The organism is Streptomyces sp. NPDC035033 (genome assembly GCF_040636735.1).
Lineage (GTDB): Bacteria > Actinomycetota > Actinomycetes > Streptomycetales > Streptomycetaceae > Streptomyces.
Genome location: NZ_JBEZUZ010000010.1, coordinates 88,711 through 113,487 on the forward strand (window position 1 = coordinate 88,711; position 24,777 = coordinate 113,487).

General features: G+C 74.2%; 21 protein-coding genes. 10 read left to right on the plus strand and 11 right to left on the minus strand.

The window, feature by feature from the left end; translation table 11 throughout:
* The first annotated feature begins 6 nt into the window (after nucleotides 1-6).
* From AB0E83_RS07040 to AB0E83_RS07050, 3 genes are all read left to right on the plus strand, one after another.
* Nucleotides 7-1,308 (plus strand): MFS transporter, encoded by a 1,302-nt coding sequence (locus AB0E83_RS07040; RefSeq protein ID WP_362107119.1) that lies wholly within the window; start codon nucleotides 7-9, stop codon nucleotides 1,306-1,308.
* Between the two features lie 109 nt (nucleotides 1,309-1,417).
* On the plus strand, nucleotides 1,418-2,698 hold the full coding sequence (locus AB0E83_RS07045) for an MFS transporter (protein WP_362107121.1): 1,281 nt from the start codon (nucleotides 1,418-1,420) through the stop codon (nucleotides 2,696-2,698).
* 7 nt (nucleotides 2,699-2,705) lie between these two features.
* Entirely contained in the window at nucleotides 2,706-3,170 is a 465-nt protein-coding gene (locus AB0E83_RS07050) for a hypothetical protein (RefSeq protein ID WP_362107124.1), read from the plus strand.
* Here AB0E83_RS07050 and AB0E83_RS07055 read toward each other — a convergent pair.
* From AB0E83_RS07055 to AB0E83_RS07070, 4 genes are all read right to left on the minus strand, one after another.
* Nucleotides 3,157-3,771 carry a flavin reductase family protein gene (locus tag AB0E83_RS07055; RefSeq protein WP_362107127.1) on the minus strand — a complete coding sequence of 205 codons (615 nt, stop codon included), beginning with the start codon at nucleotides 3,769-3,771 and terminating at the stop codon, nucleotides 3,157-3,159. The genes AB0E83_RS07050 and AB0E83_RS07055 overlap by 14 nt on opposite strands.
* Before the next feature lie 53 nt (nucleotides 3,772-3,824).
* Nucleotides 3,825-4,625, minus strand: coding sequence for an enoyl-CoA hydratase-related protein (locus AB0E83_RS07060; RefSeq protein WP_362107182.1), 801 nt, complete (start codon nucleotides 4,623-4,625; stop codon nucleotides 3,825-3,827).
* Nucleotides 4,622-6,844 carry an acetate--CoA ligase family protein gene (locus AB0E83_RS07065; protein WP_362107129.1) on the minus strand — a complete coding sequence of 741 codons (2,223 nt, stop codon included), beginning with the start codon at nucleotides 6,842-6,844 and terminating at the stop codon, nucleotides 4,622-4,624. Before AB0E83_RS07065 ends, AB0E83_RS07060 begins: the two co-directional genes overlap by 4 nt.
* Before the next feature lie 146 nt (nucleotides 6,845-6,990).
* On the minus strand, nucleotides 6,991-8,133 hold the full coding sequence (locus AB0E83_RS07070) for an NAD(P)/FAD-dependent oxidoreductase (protein ID WP_362107132.1): 1,143 nt from the start codon (nucleotides 8,131-8,133) through the stop codon (nucleotides 6,991-6,993).
* A gap of 155 nt (nucleotides 8,134-8,288) precedes the next feature.
* On the opposite strand from AB0E83_RS07070, the gene AB0E83_RS07075 reads away from it, so the two are divergent.
* Nucleotides 8,289-8,741: a DoxX family protein gene (locus AB0E83_RS07075; protein ID WP_362107135.1), complete on the plus strand. Its 453-nt coding sequence runs from the start codon at nucleotides 8,289-8,291 to the stop codon at nucleotides 8,739-8,741.
* Nucleotides 8,738-9,148: a Zn-ribbon domain-containing OB-fold protein gene (locus AB0E83_RS07080; RefSeq protein ID WP_362107138.1), complete on the plus strand. Its 411-nt coding sequence runs from the start codon at nucleotides 8,738-8,740 to the stop codon at nucleotides 9,146-9,148. Before AB0E83_RS07075 ends, AB0E83_RS07080 begins: the two co-directional genes overlap by 4 nt.
* Here AB0E83_RS07080 and AB0E83_RS07085 read toward each other — a convergent pair.
* Complete coding sequence (locus AB0E83_RS07085; protein WP_362107141.1) at nucleotides 9,145-11,157, minus strand: protein kinase; 2,013 nt, start codon at nucleotides 11,155-11,157, stop codon at nucleotides 9,145-9,147. The genes AB0E83_RS07080 and AB0E83_RS07085 overlap by 4 nt on opposite strands.
* Nucleotides 11,158-11,251: 94 nt before the next feature.
* Nucleotides 11,252-12,250, minus strand: coding sequence for a LuxR C-terminal-related transcriptional regulator (locus AB0E83_RS07090; protein ID WP_362107144.1), 999 nt, complete (start codon nucleotides 12,248-12,250; stop codon nucleotides 11,252-11,254).
* 172 nt (nucleotides 12,251-12,422) lie between these two features.
* Here AB0E83_RS07090 and AB0E83_RS07095 point away from each other — a divergent pair, with 172 nt between their 5' ends.
* The 4 genes from AB0E83_RS07095 to AB0E83_RS07110 all read left to right on the plus strand — a co-directional run bounded on the left by AB0E83_RS07095 (nucleotide 12,423) and on the right by AB0E83_RS07110 (nucleotide 16,064).
* Nucleotides 12,423-12,833, plus strand: a complete 411-nt coding sequence (locus AB0E83_RS07095) for a hypothetical protein (protein WP_362107147.1) — start codon at nucleotides 12,423-12,425, stop codon at nucleotides 12,831-12,833.
* 147 nt (nucleotides 12,834-12,980) lie between these two features.
* Nucleotides 12,981-13,157 carry a hypothetical protein gene (locus tag AB0E83_RS07100; RefSeq protein ID WP_362107150.1) on the plus strand — a complete coding sequence of 59 codons (177 nt, stop codon included), beginning with the start codon at nucleotides 12,981-12,983 and terminating at the stop codon, nucleotides 13,155-13,157.
* Between the two features lie 332 nt (nucleotides 13,158-13,489).
* Nucleotides 13,490-14,839 (plus strand): FG-GAP-like repeat-containing protein, encoded by a 1,350-nt coding sequence (locus tag AB0E83_RS07105; protein ID WP_362107153.1) that lies wholly within the window; start codon nucleotides 13,490-13,492, stop codon nucleotides 14,837-14,839.
* Nucleotides 14,840-14,930: 91 nt separating this feature from the next.
* The gene (locus AB0E83_RS07110) at nucleotides 14,931-16,064 is read left to right on the plus strand and encodes an FG-GAP-like repeat-containing protein (protein ID WP_362107156.1); all 1,134 of its coding nucleotides are present in this window, start codon (nucleotides 14,931-14,933) and stop codon (nucleotides 16,062-16,064) included.
* A 47-nt stretch (nucleotides 16,065-16,111) separates the two neighbouring features.
* On the opposite strand, the gene AB0E83_RS07115 is transcribed toward AB0E83_RS07110, so the two are convergent.
* Nucleotides 16,112-16,357 (minus strand): DUF397 domain-containing protein, encoded by a 246-nt coding sequence (locus AB0E83_RS07115; RefSeq protein ID WP_362107159.1) that lies wholly within the window; start codon nucleotides 16,355-16,357, stop codon nucleotides 16,112-16,114.
* Nucleotides 16,354-17,217 carry a helix-turn-helix transcriptional regulator gene (locus AB0E83_RS07120; protein WP_362107162.1) on the minus strand — a complete coding sequence of 288 codons (864 nt, stop codon included), beginning with the start codon at nucleotides 17,215-17,217 and terminating at the stop codon, nucleotides 16,354-16,356. The genes AB0E83_RS07115 and AB0E83_RS07120 overlap by 4 nt, the downstream gene beginning before the upstream one ends.
* Nucleotides 17,218-17,308: 91 nt before the next feature.
* On the opposite strand from AB0E83_RS07120, the gene AB0E83_RS07125 reads away from it, so the two are divergent.
* Nucleotides 17,309-17,740, plus strand: coding sequence for an ATP-binding protein (locus AB0E83_RS07125; RefSeq protein WP_362107164.1), 432 nt, complete (start codon nucleotides 17,309-17,311; stop codon nucleotides 17,738-17,740).
* Here the strand turns inward: AB0E83_RS07125 and AB0E83_RS07130 are convergent.
* From AB0E83_RS07130 to AB0E83_RS07140, 3 genes are all read right to left on the minus strand, one after another.
* Nucleotides 17,734-19,947 carry a VCBS repeat-containing protein gene (locus AB0E83_RS07130; RefSeq protein ID WP_362107167.1) on the minus strand — a complete coding sequence of 738 codons (2,214 nt, stop codon included), beginning with the start codon at nucleotides 19,945-19,947 and terminating at the stop codon, nucleotides 17,734-17,736. The genes AB0E83_RS07125 and AB0E83_RS07130 overlap by 7 nt on opposite strands.
* Nucleotides 19,948-20,032: 85 nt before the next feature.
* On the minus strand, nucleotides 20,033-22,246 hold the full coding sequence (locus AB0E83_RS07135; RefSeq protein WP_362107170.1) for a VCBS repeat-containing protein: 2,214 nt from the start codon (nucleotides 22,244-22,246) through the stop codon (nucleotides 20,033-20,035).
* 151 nt (nucleotides 22,247-22,397) lie between these two features.
* Complete coding sequence (locus tag AB0E83_RS07140) at nucleotides 22,398-24,644, minus strand: hypothetical protein (RefSeq protein ID WP_362107173.1); 2,247 nt, start codon at nucleotides 24,642-24,644, stop codon at nucleotides 22,398-22,400.
* Nucleotides 24,645-24,777 lie beyond the last annotated feature (133 nt).

The window sequence follows — 24,777 nt, forward strand, 5'->3', positions numbered from 1 at the left end:
TCACTGGTGGTCCAGACCACTCGGTGGTACGACTGGCTGCCCGTGACGGACAACACCCACCAGTCTGCGCCAGTCGCGCGGATCCCCGCCCCGAGGGCCCTCGCCCCGGCTGCCCCGCCCCCGCTGTGGAACCGCGACTTCCGGCTCTTCTTCGTCGCCCGCGCCGCCGCCGTCCTCGGCGAGGGGACGGTCCCCGTAGCCTTCGCCGCCGGCCTCCTCGGCGCCGGCCGGCCCGCCTCCTCCGTCGGCTACGCGCTCGGCCTGTGGACCGCCGCCTTCGCCGCCTTCGTCCTCTTCGGCGGCGTCCTCGCCGACCGCTTCACCGCCCGCCGCATGATGATCCTCGCCGATCTGCTGCGGCTGCCGGGCGCGCTGCTGCTCGCCGTCGCCTTCGCGGCCGGCAGCCCGCCGCTGTGGGCCGTGTACGCCCTCTCCGCCGTCGCCGGCGTCGGCGCCGCGCTCTTCCAGCCGGGCGTCGCCTCGACCATCCCGCGCATCGCCCCCGACGTGCAGCGCGCCAACGCCGTCCTCAGGGTGGCGGAGGCCCTGATGACGATGGCGGGACCCGCGCTCGCGGGCCTCCTCGTCGCCGCCTGGAACGCGGGCGCGGCCTTCGCCGCCAACGCCGCCACCTTCGTCGTCAGCGCCGCCTGCTTCCTGCTGATGCGGCTGCCGCCCGCCCCCGCCGAAGGCCGCCGGCGCGGCTCCCTCGGCGCCGAACTCGTCCTCGGCTGGCGGGAGTTCCGCTCGCGGAGCTGGCTGTGGGGGGTCATCTCCATCTGGACGGTCTACGGCCTGACCGTCGCGGGCCCGATGGTGCCGCTCACCGCGAGCCTGGTGACCGGCGGCCACGGCTCGGCCGCGTACGGCGTGCTGATGGCGGTCAACGGCGCGGGCAGCGCCCTCGGCGGCCTCCTCGCCCTGCGGATCCGCCCCCGCCGCCCCCTCGCCTCCGGCGCCGTCGCCCTCCTCGGCCTCCCGGTCAACCTGGCGCTCCTCGGCCTCGGCGCGCCGGTCGCGGCCCTGGCGGCCGGCCAGTTCGTGGCGGGCACGGCCTTCGCGTACTGGCTCGTCATGTGGTCCACGGCCGTCCAGACGCACGTCCCGCAGGAGGCCCTGAACCGGATGCACGCCTACGACGTGGCCGGATCCCTGCTGATGATGGGCGTCGGCCGGGCCCTGTCCGGCCCGGTGGCGGGCGCGGTGGGCACGGAGGCGGTGCTGCTCGCGGGGGCCGGGATCGCGGTGCTGGTGGTGGCGGCGCTGCTGGCGGTCCGGCCGATCAGGGAGCTGCCGAGGGCGACGTGAGCGGGGGCGGGGGCGGGGGCGCGGCGACCCGATCCGTTGGCCCGATCCGTTGGAAACGTGGCAGCCGGGCCAATGGTGGGGGCGGGCCCCGGCCGCGATCCTCGATGGCATGGCCCAGACAACGGAGCACCGCCCCTCCACCCCCGCCCGCGTCCCCCGCACCCCCCGCTTCCACCGCGCCTGGTCCGTCGCCGCGGTCACCTTCGTCACGATCATCGGCGCGGCCGCCTTCGCCTCCCTGCCGGGCCTGCTCATCGAACCGCTCCACACCGAGTTCGACTGGTCGCGCGGCACGATCGGCTTCGCGGTCTCCGTGAACCTCGCCCTCTACGGCCTCACCGCCCCGTTCGCCGCCGCCCTGATGGACCGCTTCGGCATCCGCAGGGTCGTGGCGGCGGCCCTCACGGTCATCGCCCTCGGCTCCCTGCTCACGGTCTGGATGACCGCCGCCTGGCAGCTCGTCCTCTACTGGGGCGTCCTCGTCGGCCTCGGCAGCGGCTCCATGGCGCTCGCCTTCGCCGCGACCGTCACCAACCGCTGGTTCACCGCCCGCCGGGGCCTGGTCACCGGCATCCTGACGGCGGCCGGCGCCTCCGGCCAGCTCGTCTTCCTGCCCCTCCTCTCCTGGCTGGTCGAGGACCACGGCTGGCGCCCGGCCGCCGTGACCGTCGCCCTCTCCGCGCTCGCCGTCGTCCCGTTCGTCTGGCTGCTGCTCCGCGACCACCCGGCGGACGTCGGACTCGCCCCGTACGGCGGCGAGTACGCCGAGAAGCCCGCCCCCGTCACGGGCGCCGCCCGCCGCGCGGTCACGGTCCTCCTCAAGGCCGCCCGCACGGGCCCCTTCTGGCTCCTCGCCGGCACCTTCGCGATCTGCGGCGCCTCCACCAACGGCCTGGTGAAGACCCACTTCGTGCCCGCCGCGCACGACCACGGCATGCCGGTCACGGCCGCCGCCGGACTCCTCGCCGTCATCGGCGTCTTCGACGTCGTCGGCACGATCGCCTCCGGCTGGTTCACCGACCGCTTCGAGGCCCGCCGCCTGCTCGCCGTCTACTACGCCCTGCGCGGGATCTCGCTCCTCTTCCTGCCCGTGCTGCTCGCCCCGGCCGTCCACCCACCGATGATCTTCTTCATCGTCTTCTACGGCCTCGACTGGGTCGCCACCGTCCCGCCCACGATCGCGCTCTGCCGCGAGCACTACGGCGAGGACTCCGCGATCGTCTTCGGCTGGGTCCTCGCCTCCCACCAGGTCGGCGCCGCCGCCGTCGCCTTCGCGGGCGGCGTCGCCCGCGACGTCTTCGGCTCCTACGACCCTGTCTGGTACGCCTCCGGCGCCCTGTGCGCGGCCGCCGCCCTCATGGCCCTCGTCATCCGCCGCCGCCGGGCATGATGGGGGCATGGGGAGCTGGGGGAAGCGGCCGTGGCCGCTGTGGGTGTTGCTGATGGTGCCGGCGGCGGCGACGATCGCCGGGATCGGGACGTACACGGGGGTGCTGGGGCCGGAGGACCCGCCGAAGCCCTCCCGGGCGGACCTGGTGGGGCGGTACGAGGACGGGGAGGGGGGCGTGGTGACGTTGAGGGCGGACGGGAAGGCGGTGCTGTCGGGCATCGCGTACATGGCCGAGTTCAGGGAGGAGGACGGTTCCGGCCGCGCCGTCCCGAAGTGGTGCCACGACCAGGGCGCGAGCTGGAGTTTCGCTGAGGCCCCCCGGCCGCGCTGGAGCCCCCACATCTCCGTCACCACCGCATGCGAGGCCGGGGCGAACTGGCTCCAGTGGGACGTGACCGGCACCCCGTCCGCCCCGGAGATCGTCTACTACGCGGACGCCCCCAAGGACCCCCGCGTCCTCACCCGCCGCTGAACCCCCCGAACCGCCCCCGGTGGAACAGCAGTGGCTCGCCGCCCTCCTCCACCGCCCCCAGCGCCTCCACCCGCCCCACCACGATGAGGTGGTCGCCGCCGGTGTGGACGGCGGTGATCGCGCAGTCGATCCAGGCGGGCACGCCGGCGAGCCGGGGCGAGCCGGTCACCGGCGCGGGCGACCACTCCACGCCCGCGAACTTGTCGGCGCCGCTGACCGCGAACGCCCGGCACAGCGGCCCCTGGCCGGCCCCCAGCACGTTGACGCAGAAGGTCCCGGCGGCGGCGATCCGGGGCCAGGTGGTGGAGGTCCGGGCGACCATGAACGCCACCAGCGGCGGATCCAGCGACAGCGAGGCGAAGGACTGGCAGGCGAAGCCGGCCGGGCCGTCGCCGTCCACCGCCGTGACGAGGGTGACGCCGCTCGCGAAGTGCCCGAGCACCCGCCGGAACTCCGCCGGATCGACGGGCGCCCGCTCGTCCTCCCGGACGGCCCGCAGGGCGGGCCGGGGGAGGGGTTCGACGGCCGTGGGCGCCCCGGCCGCTCTCAGGTGTCGGACGGCGCTGGCCGCCATCCCCGCGTGTCCCATCATGCCCAGCATTGAAACTGACGGAGCGTCAGATGGGAACACCCGGGGCGGCCCGACCTGCCGGGTCACCGCCCCTCGTACCGCGCCTCCCGCCGCTCCACGAAGGCCGCCACGCCCTCCTGGGCGTCGCGGGTCGTCATGTTCAGTTCCTGGGCGACCGCCTCCGCCGCGAAGGCGGTCGCGCGGTCGGTGTCCAGGGAGGCGTTGACCAGCTGTTTCGTCAGCATGAGGGCGCGGGTGGGGCCCTGGGCGAGGCGTTCGGCCCAGGCGCGGGCCGTCTTCTCCAGCTCGTCCGCCGGGACCACCCGGTTCACCAGGCCCATCGCCCGCGCCTCCGCCGCCGGCAGGGCGTCGCCGAAGAACATCAGCTCCTTCGCCCGCTGCGGGCCGACCAGCCGCGGCAGGAGGTACGCGCCGCCGCCGTCGGGGACGAGGCCCCGGCGGGCGAAGACCTCGACGAAGCGGGCGGACTCGGCGGCGATCACCAGGTCGCACGCGAACGCGAGGTGCGCGCCGATGCCCGCCGCCGTGCCGTTGACCGCCGCGATCACCGGCTTCTCGCAGTCCATGACGGCCGCGACGAACCGCTGCGCGCCCAGGCGGATCATCCGGGCCACGTCCCCGGCCGCCCGCCCGTCCGGCGCCGCGGGCGAGCCCCGCAGGTCCGCGCCGGCGCAGAAGCCGCGCCCGGTGGCGGTGAGCACCACGCAGCGCACGGACGGGTCCGCGGAGGCGTCGGCCAGCAGGGCGACGATCCGCTCCCGCTGGTCCCAGGTGACCGCGTTCATCGCCTCGGGGCGGTTGAGCGTGATCCACGAGACGCCGTTCTCGACGGAGTGGAGTACCTCGTCCACGGGGGCTCCTATCGGCAGACCGCGAGCGCGTCCAGGGCCACCGCGCCCTGACCGCGCGGCAGCACCATCAGCGGGTTGACGTCCAGCTCGGCGAGGTCGCCGTCGAGTTCGAGGGCCATCCGCTGGACCCGGAGCACGACCTCGACGAGCGCGTCGACGTCGGCCGGCGGCGCCCCGCGCACGCCGTCGAGGAGGGCCCGGCCGCGCAGCTCGTCCAGCATCGAGCGGGCCTCCCGCTCGCCGAAGGGCGGGACGCGGACGGCGGTGTCGTTCAGGACCTCGACCAGGACGCCGCCCAGGCCGACCGTGACCGTCGGGCCGAACAGCTCGTCGCGGGTCACCCCGACGACCATCTCGACGCCCTTCCCCACCATCTGGCAGACGAGGACGCCGTCGAGCTCGATCCCCTCGTAGCGGGCGATGTCGGTGAGGTCCCGGTACGCGTCCCGGACCTGGCTCGCCGACGTCAGGCCGACCTTCACGAGTCCCAGCTCCGTCTTGTGGGCGAGCTGGGCGCCGGACGCCTTCATCACCACCGGGTAGCCGACGAGCCCGGCGGCCCGGACGGCCGCCGCCGCGCTGGTGACGAGCTGCTCGCGCGGGACGCGGACGCCGTACGCGCGCAGCAGCTGCTTCGCCGCGTGCTCGCTGAGCCGCAGGCCGGGCCGCATCAGGGCCCGCGCCTTGCGGAAGGATGGCGAGGGGGTGCGGGGGGCCTCGTCGAAGGGGGAGCGGTAGCCGGCGGTGAAGCGGTGGTGGTCGAGGTACGCCTTCACCGCGCCGACGCAGTTGGCGAAGGTGCGGAAGGTGGCGACGCGGGAGGAGCCGAGGAGGGTGGTGCGGTAGGCGTCCTCGGTGCCGACGGGCGAGCCCCACACCACGCACACCAGCTTGTCGGTGGCCTCCGCCGCGTCCACCAGGTCCTGCGCGAGCCTGTCGCTCATGGGCGGGAAGGGGCCGGTGATCGGGCAGATCAGCACCCCGACGGACGGGTCGGCGAGGATCGCGTCGATGATCTTCCGGCCGCGCCAGTCGCCGACCGGGTGGCCGCCGTTGTCGACGGGGTTGGCGACGCGCAGGTACTCCGGTATCCACTGGTGGAGCTCGTCCTGCTTGGCCTGCGGGAGGGTGGGCAGGTGGAGCCCGGCCGCCGTGGCGAGGTCGGCGAAGTGGGCGCCCGTGCCGCCGGAGATCGAGTAGACGGCGACGCCGTCGGCGACCGGCCGGCGGGCGCGGGCGAGCAGGGTCGCGGTGTCCTGGAGCTGGTCGAGCCCGTCGACGCGGATCACCCCGAACTGCCGCATCGCCGCGTCCACCACCCGGTCCGCGCCGGTCAGCTTCCCGGTGTGGGAGGCGGCGGTCCGCGCCCCGGTCTCGGTCCGGCCGACCTTCACGACCACCACCGGCACGCCCTCGCGGGCCGCGCGGTCGGCGGCGAGCAGGAAGGAGCGCCCGTCCTTGAGCCCCTCCACGTACGCGGCGATGGCGCCGACCTCCGGCAGGGAGGCGAAGTACGAGAGGAAGTCGGCGGTCTCCAGATCGGCCTCGTTGCCGGTCGGCGCCCAGTGGGAGAGCCGGACGCCCAGCTCCTGGAGGGCGAAGACGGGCCGGCCCTGGTGCCCGGACTGGGTGATGAGGGCGACGGCGGGCCCTTCGAGGTCGTCGCGGAAGCGCTCGAAGGCGTTGAGGTTGGTGTTGGGGCCGAGCAGCCGGACGCCGGCGCGCCGCACGGCCTCGGCGAGCCGCCGCTGGGCGAAGGCCCCGGCTTCGCCGGTCTCGGCGAAGCCGGAGGCGAAGGCGACCGCGAACCGCACCTTCGCCTCGCCCAGCTCCTCGATGACCGGCAGCGGGTCGGCGACCAGCAGGACGGCGAGGTCCACGGGCCCGGGCAGGTCCTTCACGGACGGCACGCAGGCGACGCCGAAGACGGCGGTACGGGTCGGGTGCACGGGCACGAGCTCCGCCCCGACCCGCTCCGCCCAGGCGAGCAGCTGCCGGGTGATCCCGGTGTTGGGCCGCCCCTCGGCGTCGGAGGCGCCGACGACGGCGACGGACCGGGGCCGGAAGAAGCGGTCGAGGTCGGGGACCTCGGCGTAGAGCGCCCGCCCGCTGACGTCGACGTCGCCGGGCGCGGCGGCGTGCCCGTGGACGGCGGCGCGGGGGGACTCCCCGCAGGCGTCCACCCGGGCGCGCAGACCGGTGGTGAAGGTGCCGTGAGTCGATCCAAGCATCGTTCCGCTCCGCCCTTCCGTGCAGGACGCGTCCCGGACAAGTGACCTGACGCTCAGTCAGATTACAGAACTGACGCTCAGTCAGGAATGGGGCGGCGGGCAGGAAGCGCGAAGACCCCGCCGGGGCGGGGTCCCGGGGCGGACGGCTACTTCGTGCGGGCGATCCGCCGCGCGATCCGCTCCGCGTCGATGGCCAGTTCCCTCAGCATCCCGGAGATCGGGTTGGTGAAGCCGGTGAAGTAGAGACCCGGTGCGTGGCGCGGGGAGCGGGCGCCGCGCACGACCGGCCGGCCGCGCTCGTCGAGGACGTCGAGGTGGCCCACGAGGGGTTCGAGGGCGCGCCGGTAGCCGGTGGCGGCGATCACCGCGTCCGGGGCGATCCGGGTGCCGTCGGCGAGCACCACCTCGCGGCCGTCCAGGTCCTCGACGGCCGCGACGACCTCGACCTTCCCCGCCCGGATCGCGTCGACGAGGCCGACGTCCTGGACGGCGATGGCGCCCTCCCGGACGCGGCTGGCGAGGCCGGCGGTCGGACGGGGCAGGCCGTACGCGGAGAGGTCCGGCGAGGCGAACCGGGCGAGGCCCCGCCCGAGCAGGTCCACGAGCCCGACGGGGAGGCGCCGGACGAGGATGCCGCTGCGCTGCGCGGGCCAGCCGGCCGTCGTGCGGCGGAGGACGTGCGGGGCGGTCCGGACGGCGATCCGGACCCGCGCGGCGCCGCCCTCGGCGAGGTCGGCGGCGATCTCGGCGCCGGTGTTGCCGATGCCGACGACGAGCACGTCCCGGCCCGCGTACGGCTCCGGGTTCCGGTACTCCCGCGCGTGGATCAGCTCGCCCCCGTACGTGTCGAGCCCCGGCCAGCGCGGCAGGCTCGGGGTGTGGTTGAAGCCGGTGGCGACGACCACGGCCCGGCCGGTCAGCCGCCGCCCGCCGGTCGCGTGCAGCAGCCAGCCGCCGCCCTCGGCGGGCTCGATCCGGTGCACCTCGACGCCCGTGACCACGTCCAGCTCGTGCTTCTCGGCGTACGCCTCCAGGTAGCGCACGAGGTCGGCGCGGGCGACCCAGCGGCCGTACGAGCGGGGGATCCGCAGGCCGGGCAGGGCGGAGAGGCGCCGGGTGGTGTGCAGCCGCAGCCGGTCGTAGTGGCCGCGCCAGGAGGTGCCGACGGCCCCGGACTTCTCCAGGACGACGGCGCGGACGCCACGGGCGCGCAGGGTGGCGGCGACCGCGAGCCCGCCGGGTCCGGCGCCGATGACGTACACCGGTTCTTGGGGGGTGGTGGTGACCATGAACGCTGAGCGTAATGACGTGTACACGTAGTGGGTCTCGGTCAAGAGGGGTTTCGGTTGCGAAACGGTCACGCCGCGCGGCTCTTGCGGTCCGCCCCGAGGTGCGCTGAACTGACGTACCGTCAGATGTCGGGGTCCGTCGAGGAGGCTCGCGCATGCAGACCGTCTGGCTCACCGGCGCCGAATGGCTCGCCGTCCTCCGCATCGGCCTCGGCCTGTGGTGGCTGGAGAGCTGGCGCCACAAGGACAGGAAGGGCTGGTTCGAGCGCGGCACCGGCATCGCGTGGGCGGCGGACGTCGCCGGCAAGCACCGCTGGGCGGCGGTGAGGAACGGCTTCGGGACCGTCGTCGCCCCCCGCCCCAAGCTGATGGCGTACGTCGTCGTCTACGCCGAACTCGCCCTCGGCCTCGGCCTGGTCACCGGCTTCCTCACCCCGGTCGCCCTGGTCGGCGGCCTCCTCCTCAACCTCCTCTACCTCGTCCTCATGATCCACGACTGGGCCGAGCAGGGGCAGAACGCGATGATGGCCCTCATCTCCCTCGTGGCCCTCTTCGCGATGTCCTGGCAGACCTGGTCCCTCGACGCGGCGATCGGACTCTTCTCGTGACGGCCACCCCCGACATCGACGCCTTCACCCGCCCCTACTGGGACGCCGCCGCCGAAGGCCGCCTCCTGCTCCGCCACTGCCGCGCCTGCGCCCGCCCCCACCACTACCCCCGCGAGTTCTGCCCCCACTGCTGGAGCGAGGACGTGGAATGGCGCCCGGCCACCGGCCGCGCCACCCTCTACACCTGGTCCGTCGTCCACCGCAACGACCTCCCGCCCTTCGGCGACCGCGTCCCCTACGTGGCGGCGGTCGTCGACCTGGCGGAGGGCCCGCGCATGATGACGGAGGTGGTGGACGTGGCGGAAGGCGACCTCCGGATCGGCATGGACCTGGAGGTCGCCTTCCGGACGGGCGACGACGGGGTGACGGTCCCGGTCTTCACCGCGCCCGCGCGGGCCGGCGGCTAGAGGGCGCCGATGGTGCGCCAGTACTGGCTGGCGTGGGAGACGTTGCAGGTGAAGGTGATCAGTGCTCCCGGGTTGACCGACAGGCACTGGCCGTTGCCCGCGTTCACCAGCTGGCGGCCGGCCGAGGCGGAGGAGCCGAACTTCCACGACTGGGAGCCCGCGCCGGTGCAGGCGGAGACCGAGACCGAGAAGCTGTTGACGACGTCCAGGCACCTGCCGGACTTCTTGCTGACCAGCCGGAAGGAGCCGTCCGCCTGGGTCTTGAACGTCCAGGAGTAGCCGACGGCGTCCGTGCTGGAGCCGCATCGCGTCGAGGTGGCGCCCGGCTGGTTGTACTGCTGCCGCTCCGCCAGACAGTCGCCGCTGGTCCCGTTCTCCAGCGAGTACGTCCCCGCGGGCACCGACCCGCTCCCGCCGGAGGGCGGCGGCTTGGGCGCGGTCGTCGTGGGGCGGGGCGCGGAGGTCGTCGGGCGGGTGGTGGTCGTCCCGCCGGAGGACGAACCGCCGGAGGACGAACCGCCCGAGGTGCTGCTGGATCCGTCCGAGGAGCCGCCGGAGGCCGTACCGCCCGAGGACGACGTGCCGCCGCCGGTGGTCGACGTGCCACCGCCGCCGCCCCCGACGGCGCCCCCGCCTCCGCCGGAGGCGGTTCCGCCGCCGTCCACGGGCGGCGGGGCCCCGGGCGACGGCGGGGCCGTGGACCCCGGGGCGGAGGGCCGCGCGGACGGGGGCTTGGCGGAGGCCGACGGCTTCGCCCCGGGCGCGGTCGAGGACGGCGGGTGCGCCGGCGGGGCGACCACGGCCGTCGGGGAGGCGGAGGGCCGCTCCTCCGCGCCCGCGCGCCACTGCTCGTACGGGGCCAGGGTCAGCGTCAGCGTCGTGCCCGTCGTGATCACCACGGGCACGGCCAGCAGGACGAGCCGGTTCCGCCGCCTGTGGTCCCGCCCGCCGGCCGGCCTCCCGGTGAGGAGGAACGCCGGGTCCGTCGGCGGCGGCACCGGCGGCTGCGGGGTCAGCGGGGCCGTGTCGACGTCCTGCGAGGGGTCGGCGGCCTCCAGCTCGGCCAGCGCCTCGGCGGTCGGCGCCCCGGCCGCGAAGGCGGTCCGCTCGGCGATCCGCGCCGCCACCGGCTCCGGCCACGCCACCCCCGCCGCCCGCGCGTCCGCGTGGCCGACCAGCTCGCCGGCGGTCGGCCGGTCGTCCGGGTCCTTGGCGAGGCAGGTCCGGACGAGGTCCGCCAGGTCCTGGTCGACCTCCGCGAGCCGCCCGAAGTCGGGCTCGCCGTGCACGACCCGGTAGAGCAGGTCGTGCCCGGAGCCGTCGCCGAACGGCGGCCGTCCGTTCGCCGCGTACAGCACGAGGCTGCCGAGCGCGAAGACGTCCGCCGCCCCGGTCAGCACCCGGTCGGCGACGGCCTGTTCGGGCGCCATGTACGCGGGCGTCCCGATGATCATCCCGGTCTTCGTCAGCCGGCTCTGGTCGGCCGCCCGCGCCACCCCGAAGTCGATGAGCGAGAGCCCGTCCCCGGTCAGCATCACGTTGGACGGCTTGAGGTCCCGGTGCACCATGTCGGCCGCGTGCACCGCCCGCAGCCCCGCCGCCGCCTCCCGCAGCAGCCGCCACAGCGCGTCGGCGGGCAGCGGCCCCCCGTTGAGCCGCAGCGCGTCGTTGAGCGTCACGCCCGGGATGAACGCCGTCGCGAACCACGGCGGCTTGGCGAGCCGGTCGCTCGCGAGGAGCTTCGTGCTGGCCCCGGCGGGCAGTCGCGCCAGGTTATCCAGCTCGTGCCCGAAGTGGCTGAGGAAGTCCGCGTCCTCGGCGAGCGAGGGCAGCACCCGCTTCACGGCCGCGTACGTCCCCGGGACCGCGCCCAGGTACACGCGCCCCATCCCGCCGGACCCGAGCACGCCGAGCAGACGGAAGGCGCCGATCCGGCGCGGGTCGTCCGCGTCGAGCGGTATCGCGCCGCTGCCGGCCAAACTAGAGTCGTTTTCCAATTCCCCCTGCATGGGCCACAGGGTAGCCCAGGCCGATCGACATCTGAATCGACGTCAATCTCTTGTTACGCGGATGTGGTTGAAGGTTCGGTGAAGGGGAGGCGACTCAGGAGGGCCGGGCCGGGAGCCAGCCGTGCTGGACCGCCCGCACGCCCGCCTCGAACCGGCTGCGGGCACCGAGGCGCTCCATCAGCTCGGTGGCGATCCGCCGGGCCGTGCGCTGCGAGACCCCGAGCCGCTTGGCGATCGCCTCGTCCGTGAAGCCCTCGGAGAGCAGCCGGACGGTGGTCGCCTCCGGGCCGGTCAGCCCCTGCGGGTTGCGCGCCCCCGCCTCGCCCAGCGGCCGGGCGGACGCCCACGTGGTCTCGAAGAGCGCGCACAGCGCGGTGAGCGTGCCCTGCCCGGTGAGGACCACGGCGCCGGCGGCCGTGTCGTCGCTGTCGACCGGGATGACGGCGGTCGAACGGTCCGTGATGATCATGCGGGTCGGCAGCGTGGGCGCGGTCCGGATCCGCGCGCCGCGCTCCGACAGCCAGCTGACGTACTCGACGGTGTGCGGGCTGTTGCGGGCGCTGTCGAGGTAGATGGTCCGCATCCGGATGCCGCGGCCCAGCAGCTGCTCGTTGAGCGGGCGGGCCGCCGCGATCGACTCCGGCGTGTGGGCGCCGTCGGGGGCGAAGGTCATCACCTCGGCGGTCGTCTCGCGGGTGAGCCGGGCCAGGGCCTCGCGGATGCTGTCGATCCCGACCAGCTGCTCCACCCCGGGGCTCGGGGCCTGCGGCCGCAGGTCGGCGAACTCGGCTATCAGCCGCGCGGCGGCGGCCCGCGAGGTCTCCACCCGCTGCTGCTGGGCGGCGAGTTCGGCGTGCTGGCGGGCGAGCAGGATCTCCATCCCGATGTCCGGCGAGACGGCCCGGAGCCGTCCCTCCCGCTCGGCGGAGGGCTGGACGAGCGCCAGCTCGCTCAGCAGGTCGAGCGCGTCCCGGACCTGCTCCTCGGTCTGTCCCGTGGCGGCGGCGAGGGCGGCCACACCGGCCTGCGGCTGCGCCAGCATCGTGCGGTAGACGGCCTCCGCGCACGCGTCGAGACCCAGTACGGCCAGCATCTCCAGACCCCCCGAGAGACTTCACCAGCGCCCTTCTCGGGCTGCATGATCATGCCATAGCGGATCTTCGCGGAGCACGGTCCGGGCACGGGTTGGACGGAAGGGGCCAAGGCCGGAAGGGGCCTCTGGTCAGCGGTGTCGCCGGGCGCCCCGTCCTGTTTGGCTCATAGGTATGTACCTCGTCCACGCGCGTCTGGCGGCGCTCGGCGGTGCCGCCCCCCTTCCCTCCCGCACCCGCGTCCGCGCGCTCGTCCTCGGCCGCGCCCGGCCCGAGGAGCGCGTCGAACACGTCTCCCTCCACGCGCACGCGCTGCCCCATCCCGTCCTGGGCCTCTACCTCCTGGCGGACCGGCTCTCCGAGGCGGAGGCGGCGGCCCGCGCCGTGTGCCGGCGCGTCCTGCGCGACTGCCCCGAGTTCGACGGCTGGTCCCTCCTGGAGGCCCAGGTCCCGCTGATGGCGCCCCTCCTCGAACAGGACCTGTCCCTTTCCGGCCCCGGCCCGCGGGCGCTGGACGGAACGGTCCAAGGCCCTTTCGGGCCACCCGGAAACCCTTCCGGTGCCCCCGAGCGGCGACGAAAGTAGTGAGCGCCGGAAGGGACACCGACCGGCCGGCAGGAACCGGAGCGGCGTCACCGCGGGACGCGACCGGTTCGGGCCGCCCGGGCTCCCGCCCGGACCCACCCGCCCGGACGCCCGTCCGGACCCACCGACTCAGTTAAGGACCCCGTCGTGATCCGCACCCGTCTCGCCCTGGCCGCCGCGGTCGCCGCCCTCGCCCTCGCCGCCCCCGCCGCCGCCCTGGCCGCGGACCTCACCGCCGCCCCGTCCGCCCCGCGGGCCACCGCCGCGGCGCTCCCCGGCGACGGAGCGGTCGTCGTCACGACCGACGACATGATCTGGCAGTAGAACCCGCCCGGCCCCCGATCGCCCGGCCATCCCGGCCATCCCGGCCCCAGGCCCTCCGGCCACCCCGGCCCCGGCCCCCGGGCCTTGGCCTCAAGCCCACCTGACTCCGGCCCCGGCCCAAGCCCCCCGGCCCAAGCCCCCCGGCCCAAGCCCCCCGGCTCCACCTCCCGGCCCTCGGCCCCGGCCCTCCGCCCAAGCCCCGGCTCCGGCCCCGGCCCTCGCCCGCTCGTCGTCCCCTTCCCGACCGCTGCTCCTGCAGGGCAGCAGTCGTACGGACCGCGCGGGCCCCTCCGAAACCTCCCCGGCAGTACCCGAACCCCGAAGGACCTGACATGGCCATGACCGCCCGCACCCGTCGTACCCTCTCCGGCACCGGCGTCATCCTCGCCGCCATGGGCTGCACCCTGAGCCTCGCCACCGCCCCCGCCTTCGCCGACACCACCGCGCAGGCCGCCGCCCTGGCCCGGGCCCAGCTCGGCGACCACGCCTGCTCGACCAACTCCCTCGGCGGCACGGGCTTCATGACGAGCTGCAACACCTCCACGGGCACCGAGGCGGAACCCTGGTGCGCGGACTTCGTGAAGTGGGTCTGGAAGAACTCCGACTTCAACGTCAACGGCACGACCGCGGCGGCCTCCTCCTTCTACTCCTACGGCCAGGCCAACGGCACCCTGCACACCTCGTCCTCGTACCAGCCCCAGGTCGGCGACGCCGTCGTCTTCAACTACTCGGGCGGCTGGGCGCAGCACGTCGGCATGGTCACCGCCGTCAACGCGGACGGCTCGATCCTGACCACCCACGGCAACTGGAGCGACCGGGTCGCCGACGTCGCGGTGAGCGCCTCGCAGAAGCAGGTCGGCGACACCCCGAGCGGCATCGGCCAGCGCATCAGCGCCTACATCTCCCCGGTCGGCGCGACCCCGGCCTCGTACAGCAAGGGCGACCGCGACTTCACCAGCGACCTCAACGACGACCTCCTCGGCGTGAGCGCGAGCGACGGCAAGCTGCGCATGTACGCCGGCAACGGCGACGGCGACTTCGCCTCGCACGAGGCCGGTACGGGCTGGGGCGGCATGGACAAGGTCAAGGCCGCCGACTTCAACAACGACGGCGACGGCGACCTCGTGGCCCGTGCGGCCGCCACCGGCGAGCTCCACCTCTACCTCGGCAACGGCAACGGCGGCTTCAAGTCCCACACCGTCATCGGCACCGGCTGGAACGCCATGGAGGACTTCGTCGCCGGCGACTTCACGGGCGACGGCAAGGCCGACATCGCCGCCGTCCGCAAGGACGACGCCACCCTCCGCCTCTACGCCGGCACCGGCACGGACGTCTACTACGACAAGCAGATCGGCTCCGGCTGGGCGGGCATGTCGAAGCTCGCCGCCGGCGACTTCAACGGCGACGGCCGCGCGGACCTGGTCGCCCAGGTCGACGCCACCGCGAACCTGAACCTGTACGTCGGTACGTCCACGGGCGTGGCGCCCGCCATCCAGATCGGCCAGAACTGGGGCGGCATCGGCAAGCTCACCCTCGCCGACATCGACAGCGACGGCCGCGCCGACGTCGTCGCCACCATCGCCAGCTCCGGCGACCTCTACCTCTACAAGAGCCAGAGCAACAGCCTCCAGGCGGGCGTGAAGGTCGGCCAGGGCTGGGGCGGCATGAGCCACCTCATCTAAGCGGCGACCGGTGGGGGCCCGTTCCCGAAGGAACGGGCCCCCACGAGCCCCGACCGGCCCCCCTCCCTCCCGACACGAAGGTCAGCCCGCCATGCCCTCGCACGCCCCGCGCCGCGCCGCCCTCCCCCTCCTCGCCGCGTCCGCCCTCGCCGCCCTGATCCCCCTCACCGCCGCTTCCCCCGCCTCCGCCGCGTCCGTCGCCACCTGGGACAAGGTCGCCCAGTGCGAGTCCGGCGGCAACTGGTCCATCAACACCGGCAACGGCTACTACGGCGGCCTCCAGTTCCTGAAGTCGACCTGGGACGCGTACGGCGGCGGCGCCTACGCCGCGTACCCCCACCAGGCGTCCAAGACGGAGCAGATCCTCATCGGCGAGAAGGTCCTCGCCGCCCAGGGCGAAGGCGCCTGGCCCACCTGCGGGCCCCGGGCCGGCCTCGGCGCGGACGACCAGGACCCGTACCCCTCGGAGCCGGTCGTCCCCCGTGACCACGACTTCACCGGCGACGGCAACGACGACCTGCTGAGCATCAGCGCCGCCGACGACAAGCTCCGCCTGTACGCCGGCAACGGCGAGGGCCAGTTCGCCTCCAGCGAGGCCGGTACGGGCTGGGGCGGCATGGACAAGGTCAAGGCGGCCGACTTCAACAACGACGGCGACGCCGACCTGGTGGCCCGTGCGGCCGCCACCGGCGAGCTCCACCTCTACCTCGGCAACGGCGGCGGTGGCTTCAAGTCCCACACCGTCATCGGCACCGGCTGGAACGCCATGGAGGACTTCGTCGCCGGCGACTTCACGGGTGACGGCAAGGCCGACATCGCGGCCGTCCGCAAGGACGACGCGAGCCTGCGCCTCTACAGCGGTACCGGCACGGACGTCACGTACACGAAGCAGATCGGCTCCGGCTGGTCCGGCATGTCGAAGCTGGCCGCCGGCGACTTCAACGGCGACGGCCGCGCGGACCTGGTCGCCCAGGTCGACGCCACCGCCAACCTGAACCTGTACGTCGGTACGTCCACGGGCGTGGCCCCCGCCATCCAGATCGGCCAGAACTGGGGCGGCATCGGCAAGCTCACCCTCGCCGACATCGACAGCGACGGCCGCGCGGACGTCGTCGCCACCATCGCGAGCACCGGCGACCTGTACCACTACGCCAGCATGAGCAACAGCCTCAAGGCCGGCGTCAAGATCGGCCAGGGCTGGGGCGGCATGAGCCACCTCATCTGACGCGACGAACCGCCCGGCCCCTCCCTGGGGCCGGGCGGTTCCGCCGTTCACGCGCGAGGCGCCCCCGCGACGAACGCCGCCCAGGCGGCGGGGGAGAGGGCGAGCTGCGGGCCGTGGGGCACCTTGGAGTCACGGACGTGGACGGTGGTGGGGTGAGCGGCGACCTCGACGCACTCGCCGCCCTCGCCGCCGCTGTAGCTGGACTTGCGCCAGTCGTAGGCGACCTCGATGCAGTTGCCGCCGGAGGCGTCGCTGTAGCTGCTCTTGAACCAGGCAAGATCCGCGGTGCTCATCGTTCTCCCAGCAGTTTCTCGATCCAGGTCAGGGACTCCCGTTTGGAGAGTGCCTGCGAGCGCAGGATTCCATAACGCTCGGAGTGTTGGCGAACCTCTTCAGGGTCGGTGATCAGTCGCGCGTGCCCGTAGATCTCGGTATACGCAACCTCCCGCCGTCCCGGCGGTGTCAGCAGTGTGTAGGCCCCGCCCAGGTAGGGGTGGTCGTCCCTGTCGAGCATCAGAATCTGGAGTTCCACGGTCCGGCGCTGGCCCACCTCAAGGACCCGCCGAAGTTGCTCGCGATGGATGTCCCGTCCGCCGAAGGGACGAAGCAAGACAGCTGCCTCCAGTACAAAAGTGAGCGTCGGCGCAGGCCAACGTTCAAAGAGCGCCTGCCGTGAGATCCGGTCGACGACCCGCTTCTCGATCGTCTCCTCGTCCAGCATGGGGCGACTGCGCTCGAAGAGTGCGCGTGCGTACGCGGGCGTCTGAAGAATGCCCGGCACTGCCTGCACTTCGTAATAGTGCGCCGCCAGCGCTCGTGCCTCCTCCTTCGCGAAGCTCTGGAACCAATCCGGGTGTCGTACCCGAACCCGAGCCAGCGCCTTCTCCGTGTCCTCCACCGCCGCCGCCAGCACACCCCCCGCCCCCAGCACCTTCTCCGCACGCAGCAGGAAATCCGGCTGTGGCGTCCGTACCCCCCTCTCGATCGAGGAGATCAGGTCCTCGCTGCAATGCGTGTCCGCCGCGAGCTGCGCCTGGCTCAGCCCCGCGTTCGTCCGCAGCACCTTGATGATTTTCCCCAGCGCCTTGAACAAGTGCGCCGTACCGTCCGCTTCGGAGGGCTTCTCCGGCCGCTCCTCTTTGTTCCCCGACATCCGTACCGCCCTCTTGGCGTACCCGTACAGTTACCCAGCGTCGTGGCGTCGCTGCTGGTCAGCGTAGGGCCGGGGGGCCACCCTCGAAGCCATGAAGCCGGAAATCATCACTCCGACCAGTGAGTGCGCGCCGGAGTTCGCGCTTCGCCTGAGCCCCACGCCCCGGGGCGCGCGCCTGGCCCGCCTGCTGGCGGTGCAGCAGTTGCGCGACTGGGGCGTGGCGGGCCCCGCGGCGGAGGCGGCGGAGCTGGTCGTCGCGGAGCTGGCGAACAACGCGGTGCTGCACGGCCGGGTGCCCGGCCGGGACTTCGAGCTCCGCATGGAGCGGACCGGGGACCGCCTCCACGTCGCGCTCTCCGACGCCCGCGGGGAGCGCCGCCCCGCGCCGGTCCCGCACCCCGACGAGGGCGGCTACGGACTCCTCCTCGTAGCCGCCCTCGCCACCACCTGGGGCGTCAAGGCCCGCACGGTCGGCAAGACGGTCTGGGCGACCGTCCCGCTGGCCCCGGCCGGGCCTCAGTAGTAGGTGCCGCTCCCCAGGTAGTAGTCGTGCATGTCGTTGCGGGCCGCCAGGGGCCGCTTCCAGTCGCCGGTGCCGCGGTAGAGGGCCGGGCCGGTCCCGTCGACCGCCATGAGGTCGACGCGGCCGTCGCGGTTCTGGTCGCCGACGTCGATGATCTGGGTGAAGCCCTTCCAGCCGCCGCCGATGCGGGTGCGGGCGGCGAAGGTGCCGTCGCCCTTGCCGAGGTAGAGCCACAGGACGCCGTCGCGGTCGCGGGCGACGAGGTCGCCGGCGGGGGCGCCGCCGAGGTTGCCGACGGCCGCGATCTTGTCGTAGGCGTTCCAGCCGCCGCCGACGCGGGTGCGCGCGGCGAACGGGGCGGTGGCGTTGCCGGTGCCCTTGTACAGCCACAGGACGCCGGTCCTGTCGGTGGCGACCAGGTCGGTGCGGCCGTCGCCGGTGAGGTCGGCGGCGCTGGTGATCTGGTCGTAGACCTGCCAGCCGCCGCCGACCTTGACCCGGTGGGCCAGACCCGTGCCGTTGCCCTGGTGGAGCCAGAGCACGCCGGCGCGGTCGCGGGTCAGGATGTCGGCGTGGGCCGCGCCGCCGACGTTCGCGGTGGGGACGATCCGGTCGTACACGTTCCAGCCGGAGCCCAGGACGGAGAGGGAGCTGCCGTTGCTGGCGGCGTCCCAGGAGGAGCCGATGAAGACGACGGTGTTCCGGTAGAACCCGCCGGTCTCGGAGAGGGACAGGACGTCGGGGAGCCCGTTGTCGTCGAAGTCGTGCGGGACGACGGGGCGCTGCATGCGGAAGGTGCCGGTCGTGTCGAGGGCCGGGCCGATCCCGTTGTGCGGCTTGGCGATCAGACGCCAGGTGTAGGCACCGTTGGGGCCGGGCACGTCGGTGTCGAACTCGCCGCCCCAGTAATCCTCGGCGGTGCCGTTGGCGTCGGCCCAGAGCTTCAGCGTCCGGGACCGCCCGCTCGCCACGTGGGTGAGGGTGGCGGTGGCGACGACGTTGGTGTTGCTGAGGCGCCAGGTCAGGGGCACCGGGTGCCGGTTGTCGAGGTTCATGACGGCCGGGAGGTTGCTGCCCAGCAGCGTCACCACGGTGGGCCGGCCGGTGCTCGCCACCTGCCGTGCCACCGGTGTGCCGTCCGGTCCCGGGGCGATCCGGTACATGCCCTCGCCGGCGGCGAGGGTGCCGCCCCGCACGAGCACGGTGCCGTCCGGGCCCGGCGCGGACGCCGTGTAGGTGTCGAGGACCTTGAGCGACGTCGCGCCGGTCAGGGAGCGGGCGGTGACGCCGTACAGCGGGTTCGGGGTCGAGTACGACTTGTCGTGACCGCCCATGCCGTAGAGCACCCACCCGTCGATCAGCTTGACCGACACGCCCGTCGCCTTCGTCAGGGGGATGCGCAGGGCGGTCGCCGGGGTGCCGCCCCGGGCCATGACGACGACGGTGGCCGTGGAGCTGGACGGCTGCTCGACCCAGGCGAGGTGGGTCGCGGAGGCGGCGACGGAGGCGGCCGGGTGGGCGGGCGCCACGTCCACCACCCGCTCGGCCCGCGCGGTGTCGACGAGGGCGATGCGGGAGGTGGCGGTGGTGTCGGCGGGGTCCGCGTACCGCACCAGGACGGTCCCGGGGGAGGGCGCGGAGAAGGAGGTGATGTCGGCCCCGGCGGGCAGGCCGGTGACCGGCTCCGCGCGCAGTCCCTCCGCCGTCGCGGTGACGAGGCGCAGTTCCTCGCCGCCGGACGGGTTCGACCACACCGTCACCAGGGAGGCGGGCCCGGTCGGGTACCCCGCCTGGTAGCCCGGGCCGAGCGTGCCGAGGTCCATGACGACGGGGTCGGCGTCCGCGCCCATGTCACGGAAGGTGTGGACCAGCCCGTCGACCTTGACGACCACGTCGGTGCCCCGGAGGGGCCGGTACGGGGCGGTGCCGTGGGGCAGGGCCGTGGTGGAGCCGTCCGCGTACCGGGTCCAGACGGACGAGCTGACGCCGTCGGCGGAGTGCCACGTCAGGAACCCCGACGGGCCGGCGCCGTACAGCGTTCCGCCGTCCTGGATCACCGGGACCCCCTGCTCCGTACCGGTGCTCCCGGCCGCCCCCGCCACGGCGACCGGCGGCCCGGCCGCGACCGCGGGGGCGGTCAGGACTCCGGCGGTGACGGCGAGGGCGACGGCGGCGGCCGTGGCGAGACGGCGTCGGGTGAATCTCATGGACGGCTCCAGAGGTGGCGATGCGGTCGGTGGACGCCGGTGGGGAGGCGCGAGACGGCAGGTGGGGGGACTGCGGGCGGAAGGGTCAGAAGAGGACGGGGCGGGTGCCGTACGGGGAGGCGTACGGCGGGATGCCGACCGTGCCGGCGGGACCGAAGGGGGCCTGCCAGTCGCCGGTGCCCTTGTAGACGGTGAGCCAGGGGTCCTGCTGCGTGCCGCTCTCGGCGAGCAGGTCGGCGCGGCCGTCCCGGTCGACGTCGCCGATGTTGACGACCTGGCCGTAGACGCCCCAGCCGCCGCCGACGCGGGTGCGGGGCGCGAAGGTGCCGTCGCCCTTGCCGAGGTAGAGCCACAGGACGCCGTCGCGGTCGCGGGCGAGGAGGTCGCCGGAGGCCGCGCCGCCGAGGTTGCCGGGGGCGGTGAGGAGGTCGTACGTGTTCCAGCCGCCGCCGATCCGCGCGCGCGGGGCGAACGGCTTGGCGGCGTCGCCGGTGGCCTTGTAGAGCCACAGGACGCCCGCCTCGTCGGAGGCGACGAGGTCGGGGCGGCCGTCGCCGGTCAGGTCGGAGCCCGCCGCCAGCTTGTCGTACACGTCCCAGCCGCCGCCGATCCGGACCGGCGCGGCGAGGGAGTGGCCGGTGCCCGAGTACAGCCACAGGACGCCGGACTTGTCGCGGGCGACGACGTCCGCGTACGGGCTCGCGTCGAGGTTCCCGGCGGACAGCAGCCGGTCGTAGACGTACCAGCCGCCGCCCCGCTCGGTCCGCTCCCACTCCCCGTCGGGGTCGGCGAGGAACTGCCGGACGTCGTACGAGGCGAGGTGGCCCGAGCCGTCCCGGAGGAGCAGGTCGGGAGAGCCGCTGTCGGAGTAGTCGTGCGCGGCGGTGCCGCTGTCGACGGTCAGGGTGCCGGTCCGCTCGACCGTGCCGCCGACGCCGTTGACCGGCTTGACGGTCATCGTCCAGGTGTAGGCGCCGTTGTACGCGGCCGTCCCTCCGAGGAGGGTGCCGTTCCACTCGAAGACGGCTTCGGTGGCCGTGCCCAGGAGCTTCCTGCTCTGGCTCCAGGTCTTGCCGGTCTGCTGGTGGACCAGGTGCACGGTCGCCCACACGTCGCCGCGGCCGTACGTCCACCGCAGCACCGCCTTGGAGCCGGCCGCGCGGAAGTCGGCGCCGGCGGGCACCTGCTCGCTCGTGACGGTGGTCGGCGTGGTCACGCCGTTGGTCGCAAGGACGGTCGTGGCCGGCCGGCCGTCCGCGCCGGGAGCGATCGCGTACACGCCCTTGCCGTGCTCCGGCGTGGAGCCCTGCGCCAGGAGGCCGCTGTCGGTCACGTGCAGGCGCTGGGTGCCGTCGAGGAGGCCGGGGAGGGCCGAGCCGTCCTGGAGGGAGACGGCCGAGACGCTCCCCGCCGCCGTGTCGCCGTAGACGAGCCAGTCCTTCAGCAGGTAGGTGGTCACGAGGGAGCCGGTGGGCGGCAGGGTCGTCCGCCGCGTCGTCTCCTGCGCGCCCCGAAGCGCCGTCACCAGGGTCACGGAACCGTCGGAACCCCGCTCGGCCCAGGCCAGGTGGGTGGCCGAGACCGCGATGTCGGAGTTGGCGTAGAACGCGGGCACGGCCCGGTCCTCGACGACCTCGGCCGCCGCGAGGTCGACGACGGCCAGCCGCTCCTGCGCGGTGCCGCCGACCGTGCCCCGGTACTGGACGGCGAGGGCGCCGGAGGGGGAGAACGCCGCCCGCGCGATGACCGCGTCGGCGGGCAGGCCCGTCACCGCGCGGTGCACGACCGTGCCCGCGGGCCTGGAGAAGAGGTGCAGGCTGGTGCGGCCTTCGCCCTCGGGCTTCCCCAGCAGGAGGGTGTCCCCGGTGAACTCCCACAGGACGGCCGCCGTCCCGGCGGCGGAGGTGTCGATGTCGACGGGTGCGCCGCCCGTCATGTCGAGGATCCGGTAGGCGGTCTTCTGCGTCTGCAGCAGCACGCGGCCGCCGTCGGGGGACGGCGTGGGGCTGTTGAGGCCGAGCGTGAAGGGCAGGGGGGTCGTGGCCCCGTCCGCGGCCCTGTGCCACTGGAAGAGGGGCTCCCCGTCGGCGTGGGTGTAGGTCACGAAGCCGGCCGTACCGCCGCCGTCCAGCCGGGCCTCGGCGCTGATGACGGAGGGGGACGCCTCCGTCGCGGCGGCGGAGAGCGCGCGCGGCGCGGCGAGCGCGGGCGCGGTGACCGCGGCCGTGCCGGCCGTCACCGTGAGGGCGACCGTGACGGCGACGGCGAGGCGCCGGCCGGCAGGGCGGAAGTGCTTCAAGGGGTTTCCTTCCGAAGTCCGCGGTCGAGGCGTCCACGCGCCTCGACCACAGGACTCACGGCAACCGTTCAAGGTTGTACGGCAGTTCGGTTCCGGTTCCCCGGTTCGTCACGTCGGGTTCCGGCCGGACCCCCGCCCGCCGTTCCGGCCGTCAGGACACGTTCGTGAACTTCGTGCCCTCGTTCGGGTACAGCCACGTCTTCATGCGCGCGAAGGGCGCGGTCGCCGAGCCCGTCGAGCGGTAGACGTACGTGCCGCCCGACCCGTACGCGATCAGGTCCGGGCGGCCGTCGGCGTCCACGTCGCCCGCGCCGACGAGCTGGCTGAAGGCGTTCCAGCCGCCGCCGATCCGCTGGCGCGCCTGGAAGCCGTAGCCGTTGCTCTTGTAGAGCCACAGCACGCCGTCCTTGTCGCGGGCGACCAGGTCGCCGCCCCCGTCGCCGGCGACGTTCCCGAGGGCCGTGATCTGGTTGTAGACGCCCCAGCCGCCGCCGACCCGGATCCGGGGGGCGTACGGCTTCGCCAGGTCGCCGGTGCCGCGGTAGTACCAGAGGTAGCCCGCGGTGTCGACGGCGAACAGGTCCGCCGCGCCGTCCGTGGTCTGCCAGTCCGAGCCGCCGGCGAGCTTGGTGTAGACGCCCCAGCCGCCGCCGACCCGCACCCGCGTCCCGAAGGTGCCGTCGCCCTTGCCGGGGTAGGTCCACAGGACACCGGCGGTGTCGAGGGCGACGAGGTCGCCGTTCTTGTCGCCGCCGATCTGCCCGGCCGCCTCGATGTGCTTGTACGTGTTCCACCCGGAGCCGATCCGGGTCCGCCGGGCCGACTGCGCCTGGCCGTTGACCGGCCAGTCGTAGAGGTCGTCGCGCCACAGCACGCCGGCGGCGTCCCGGGCGAGGACGTCGGTGGAGCCGTTGTCGGTGAAGTCGTGCGGGTTGCCGGTGCGGGTGACGGTGAGCGTGCCGGTCCGCGTGTCGGTGGCGGTCCCGTCCTGGGAGGTGGCGGTGACCTGCCAGGCGTAGGCGCCGTTCGGGGCGCTGACGCCGTCGAGGACGCCGTCCCAGGCCGTCCCGAACTCGCTGCCGCCGTCGGCGAGCCGCGGCAGCTCCCGGACGAGCTTCTTGCCGGAGCGGGTGTGGGTGAGCGTCAGGGTGACGCGCGCGTCGGGCCGGGACAGCTCGACGGAGAACGGGACGCTCGTGCCCGGCTTCTCCAGGCTCACCGACGCCGGCAGGGACGCGCGGGTCACCTTCAGGGCCACGACCCGGCCGGTGTCCGCGACGAGCGAGAAGGACGGCTTGCCCGCCCAGTCCGGCGCCACCTTGAACAGGCCGTCGGACGAGCCCGTCGCGCCGCGCACCAGCAGGCCGCCGTCGCCGTGGTGGGCGACGGAGGAGAAGTTCTCCATGACCTTGACCGGCACCGGGGCCGCCTGGGTCAGGTCGAGCGCGTACAGCGGCGTCAGGACCTCGGGGCCGGCGTACGGGTCGCGCCGGGCGGCGTAGAGCGCCGTGTCCCCGATGATCCCGGCGAGGACGGCCTTCCCGGGCACGTTGGTGAGCGCGATCGGCCGGCTGCGGCCGTACACGTAGAGCTGCTGGCCGCCCTCCGCCGGGTTGACGATCAGGGCGCGGTACTTCGCGGTGATCGCGCCCGTCGTCGCCGCGTCCCAGTCGCCGCCGGTGCCGCTCGGGGTCTCCTGGACCATCGGCGTCCCGGTGGGCACGGAGACCACGTAGTGCCGGGTGTAGGGGACCTGCTCCTGGTTGCTGAGGCCGTAGCCCCGGACGAGGACGAGGGCGACGGGCCGGCCGTTCGCGTCCCGGCCCGCCGCGACGACCTTGTGGTCCGTCTCGGTGAGCTTGTTGAACTGGTTGCCGACGGTGTCGGTGAGCTTCGTCCTGCGGACGATGCCGTTGACGTTCTCCAGCTGCCACAGCTCGCGGCCCACGCCGGACTCCGCGGTCCGGCTCTCGTACGCGACGTCGTGGGCGACGCCCGCCAGTTCGCCGCCGAGGGTGTGGTTGGCGTACTTCCCCAGCGTGGGGTTGTAGTGGGTCAGGTAGCCCTGGTTCTGCGTCACCATCCAGTCGGAGAAGGAGTCGTGGACGTTCGCCTCGCTCCCGAAGACGACGGTCGAGCCGTCCGGCTTGTGCAGCGTCAGCGTCCGCTCGCCGTTCTCGTCCGTGCAGGACGTGACGAAGCCGAAGGCGCCCGCGGAGACGACCTCGGCGCCGACCGGCAGCAGCCCGGGCGCGGAGGGCTCGCACCGGCCCGCGGCGGCCGCGTCGGCGGGGGCGGCGGCGGCCGGGACGGTGACGAGGGTGCCCGTCACCGCCGTGACCGTGGCCAGGGTGACGAGGGCGGCGGCGAGCCGGCGCCCGGTGATGCGGTGGTTCACTGTGTTCCCGTTCGACGAGGGTGGAGGGGACGGGCGGCCGGCGGGGCGCCGCGCCGGTGCCGAGCTGTCGGACGAGCCCGGCGACTGGTACCCGGCCGTGGCCCGGTACAGCCAGTCCCCGGAGAAGAAGGGC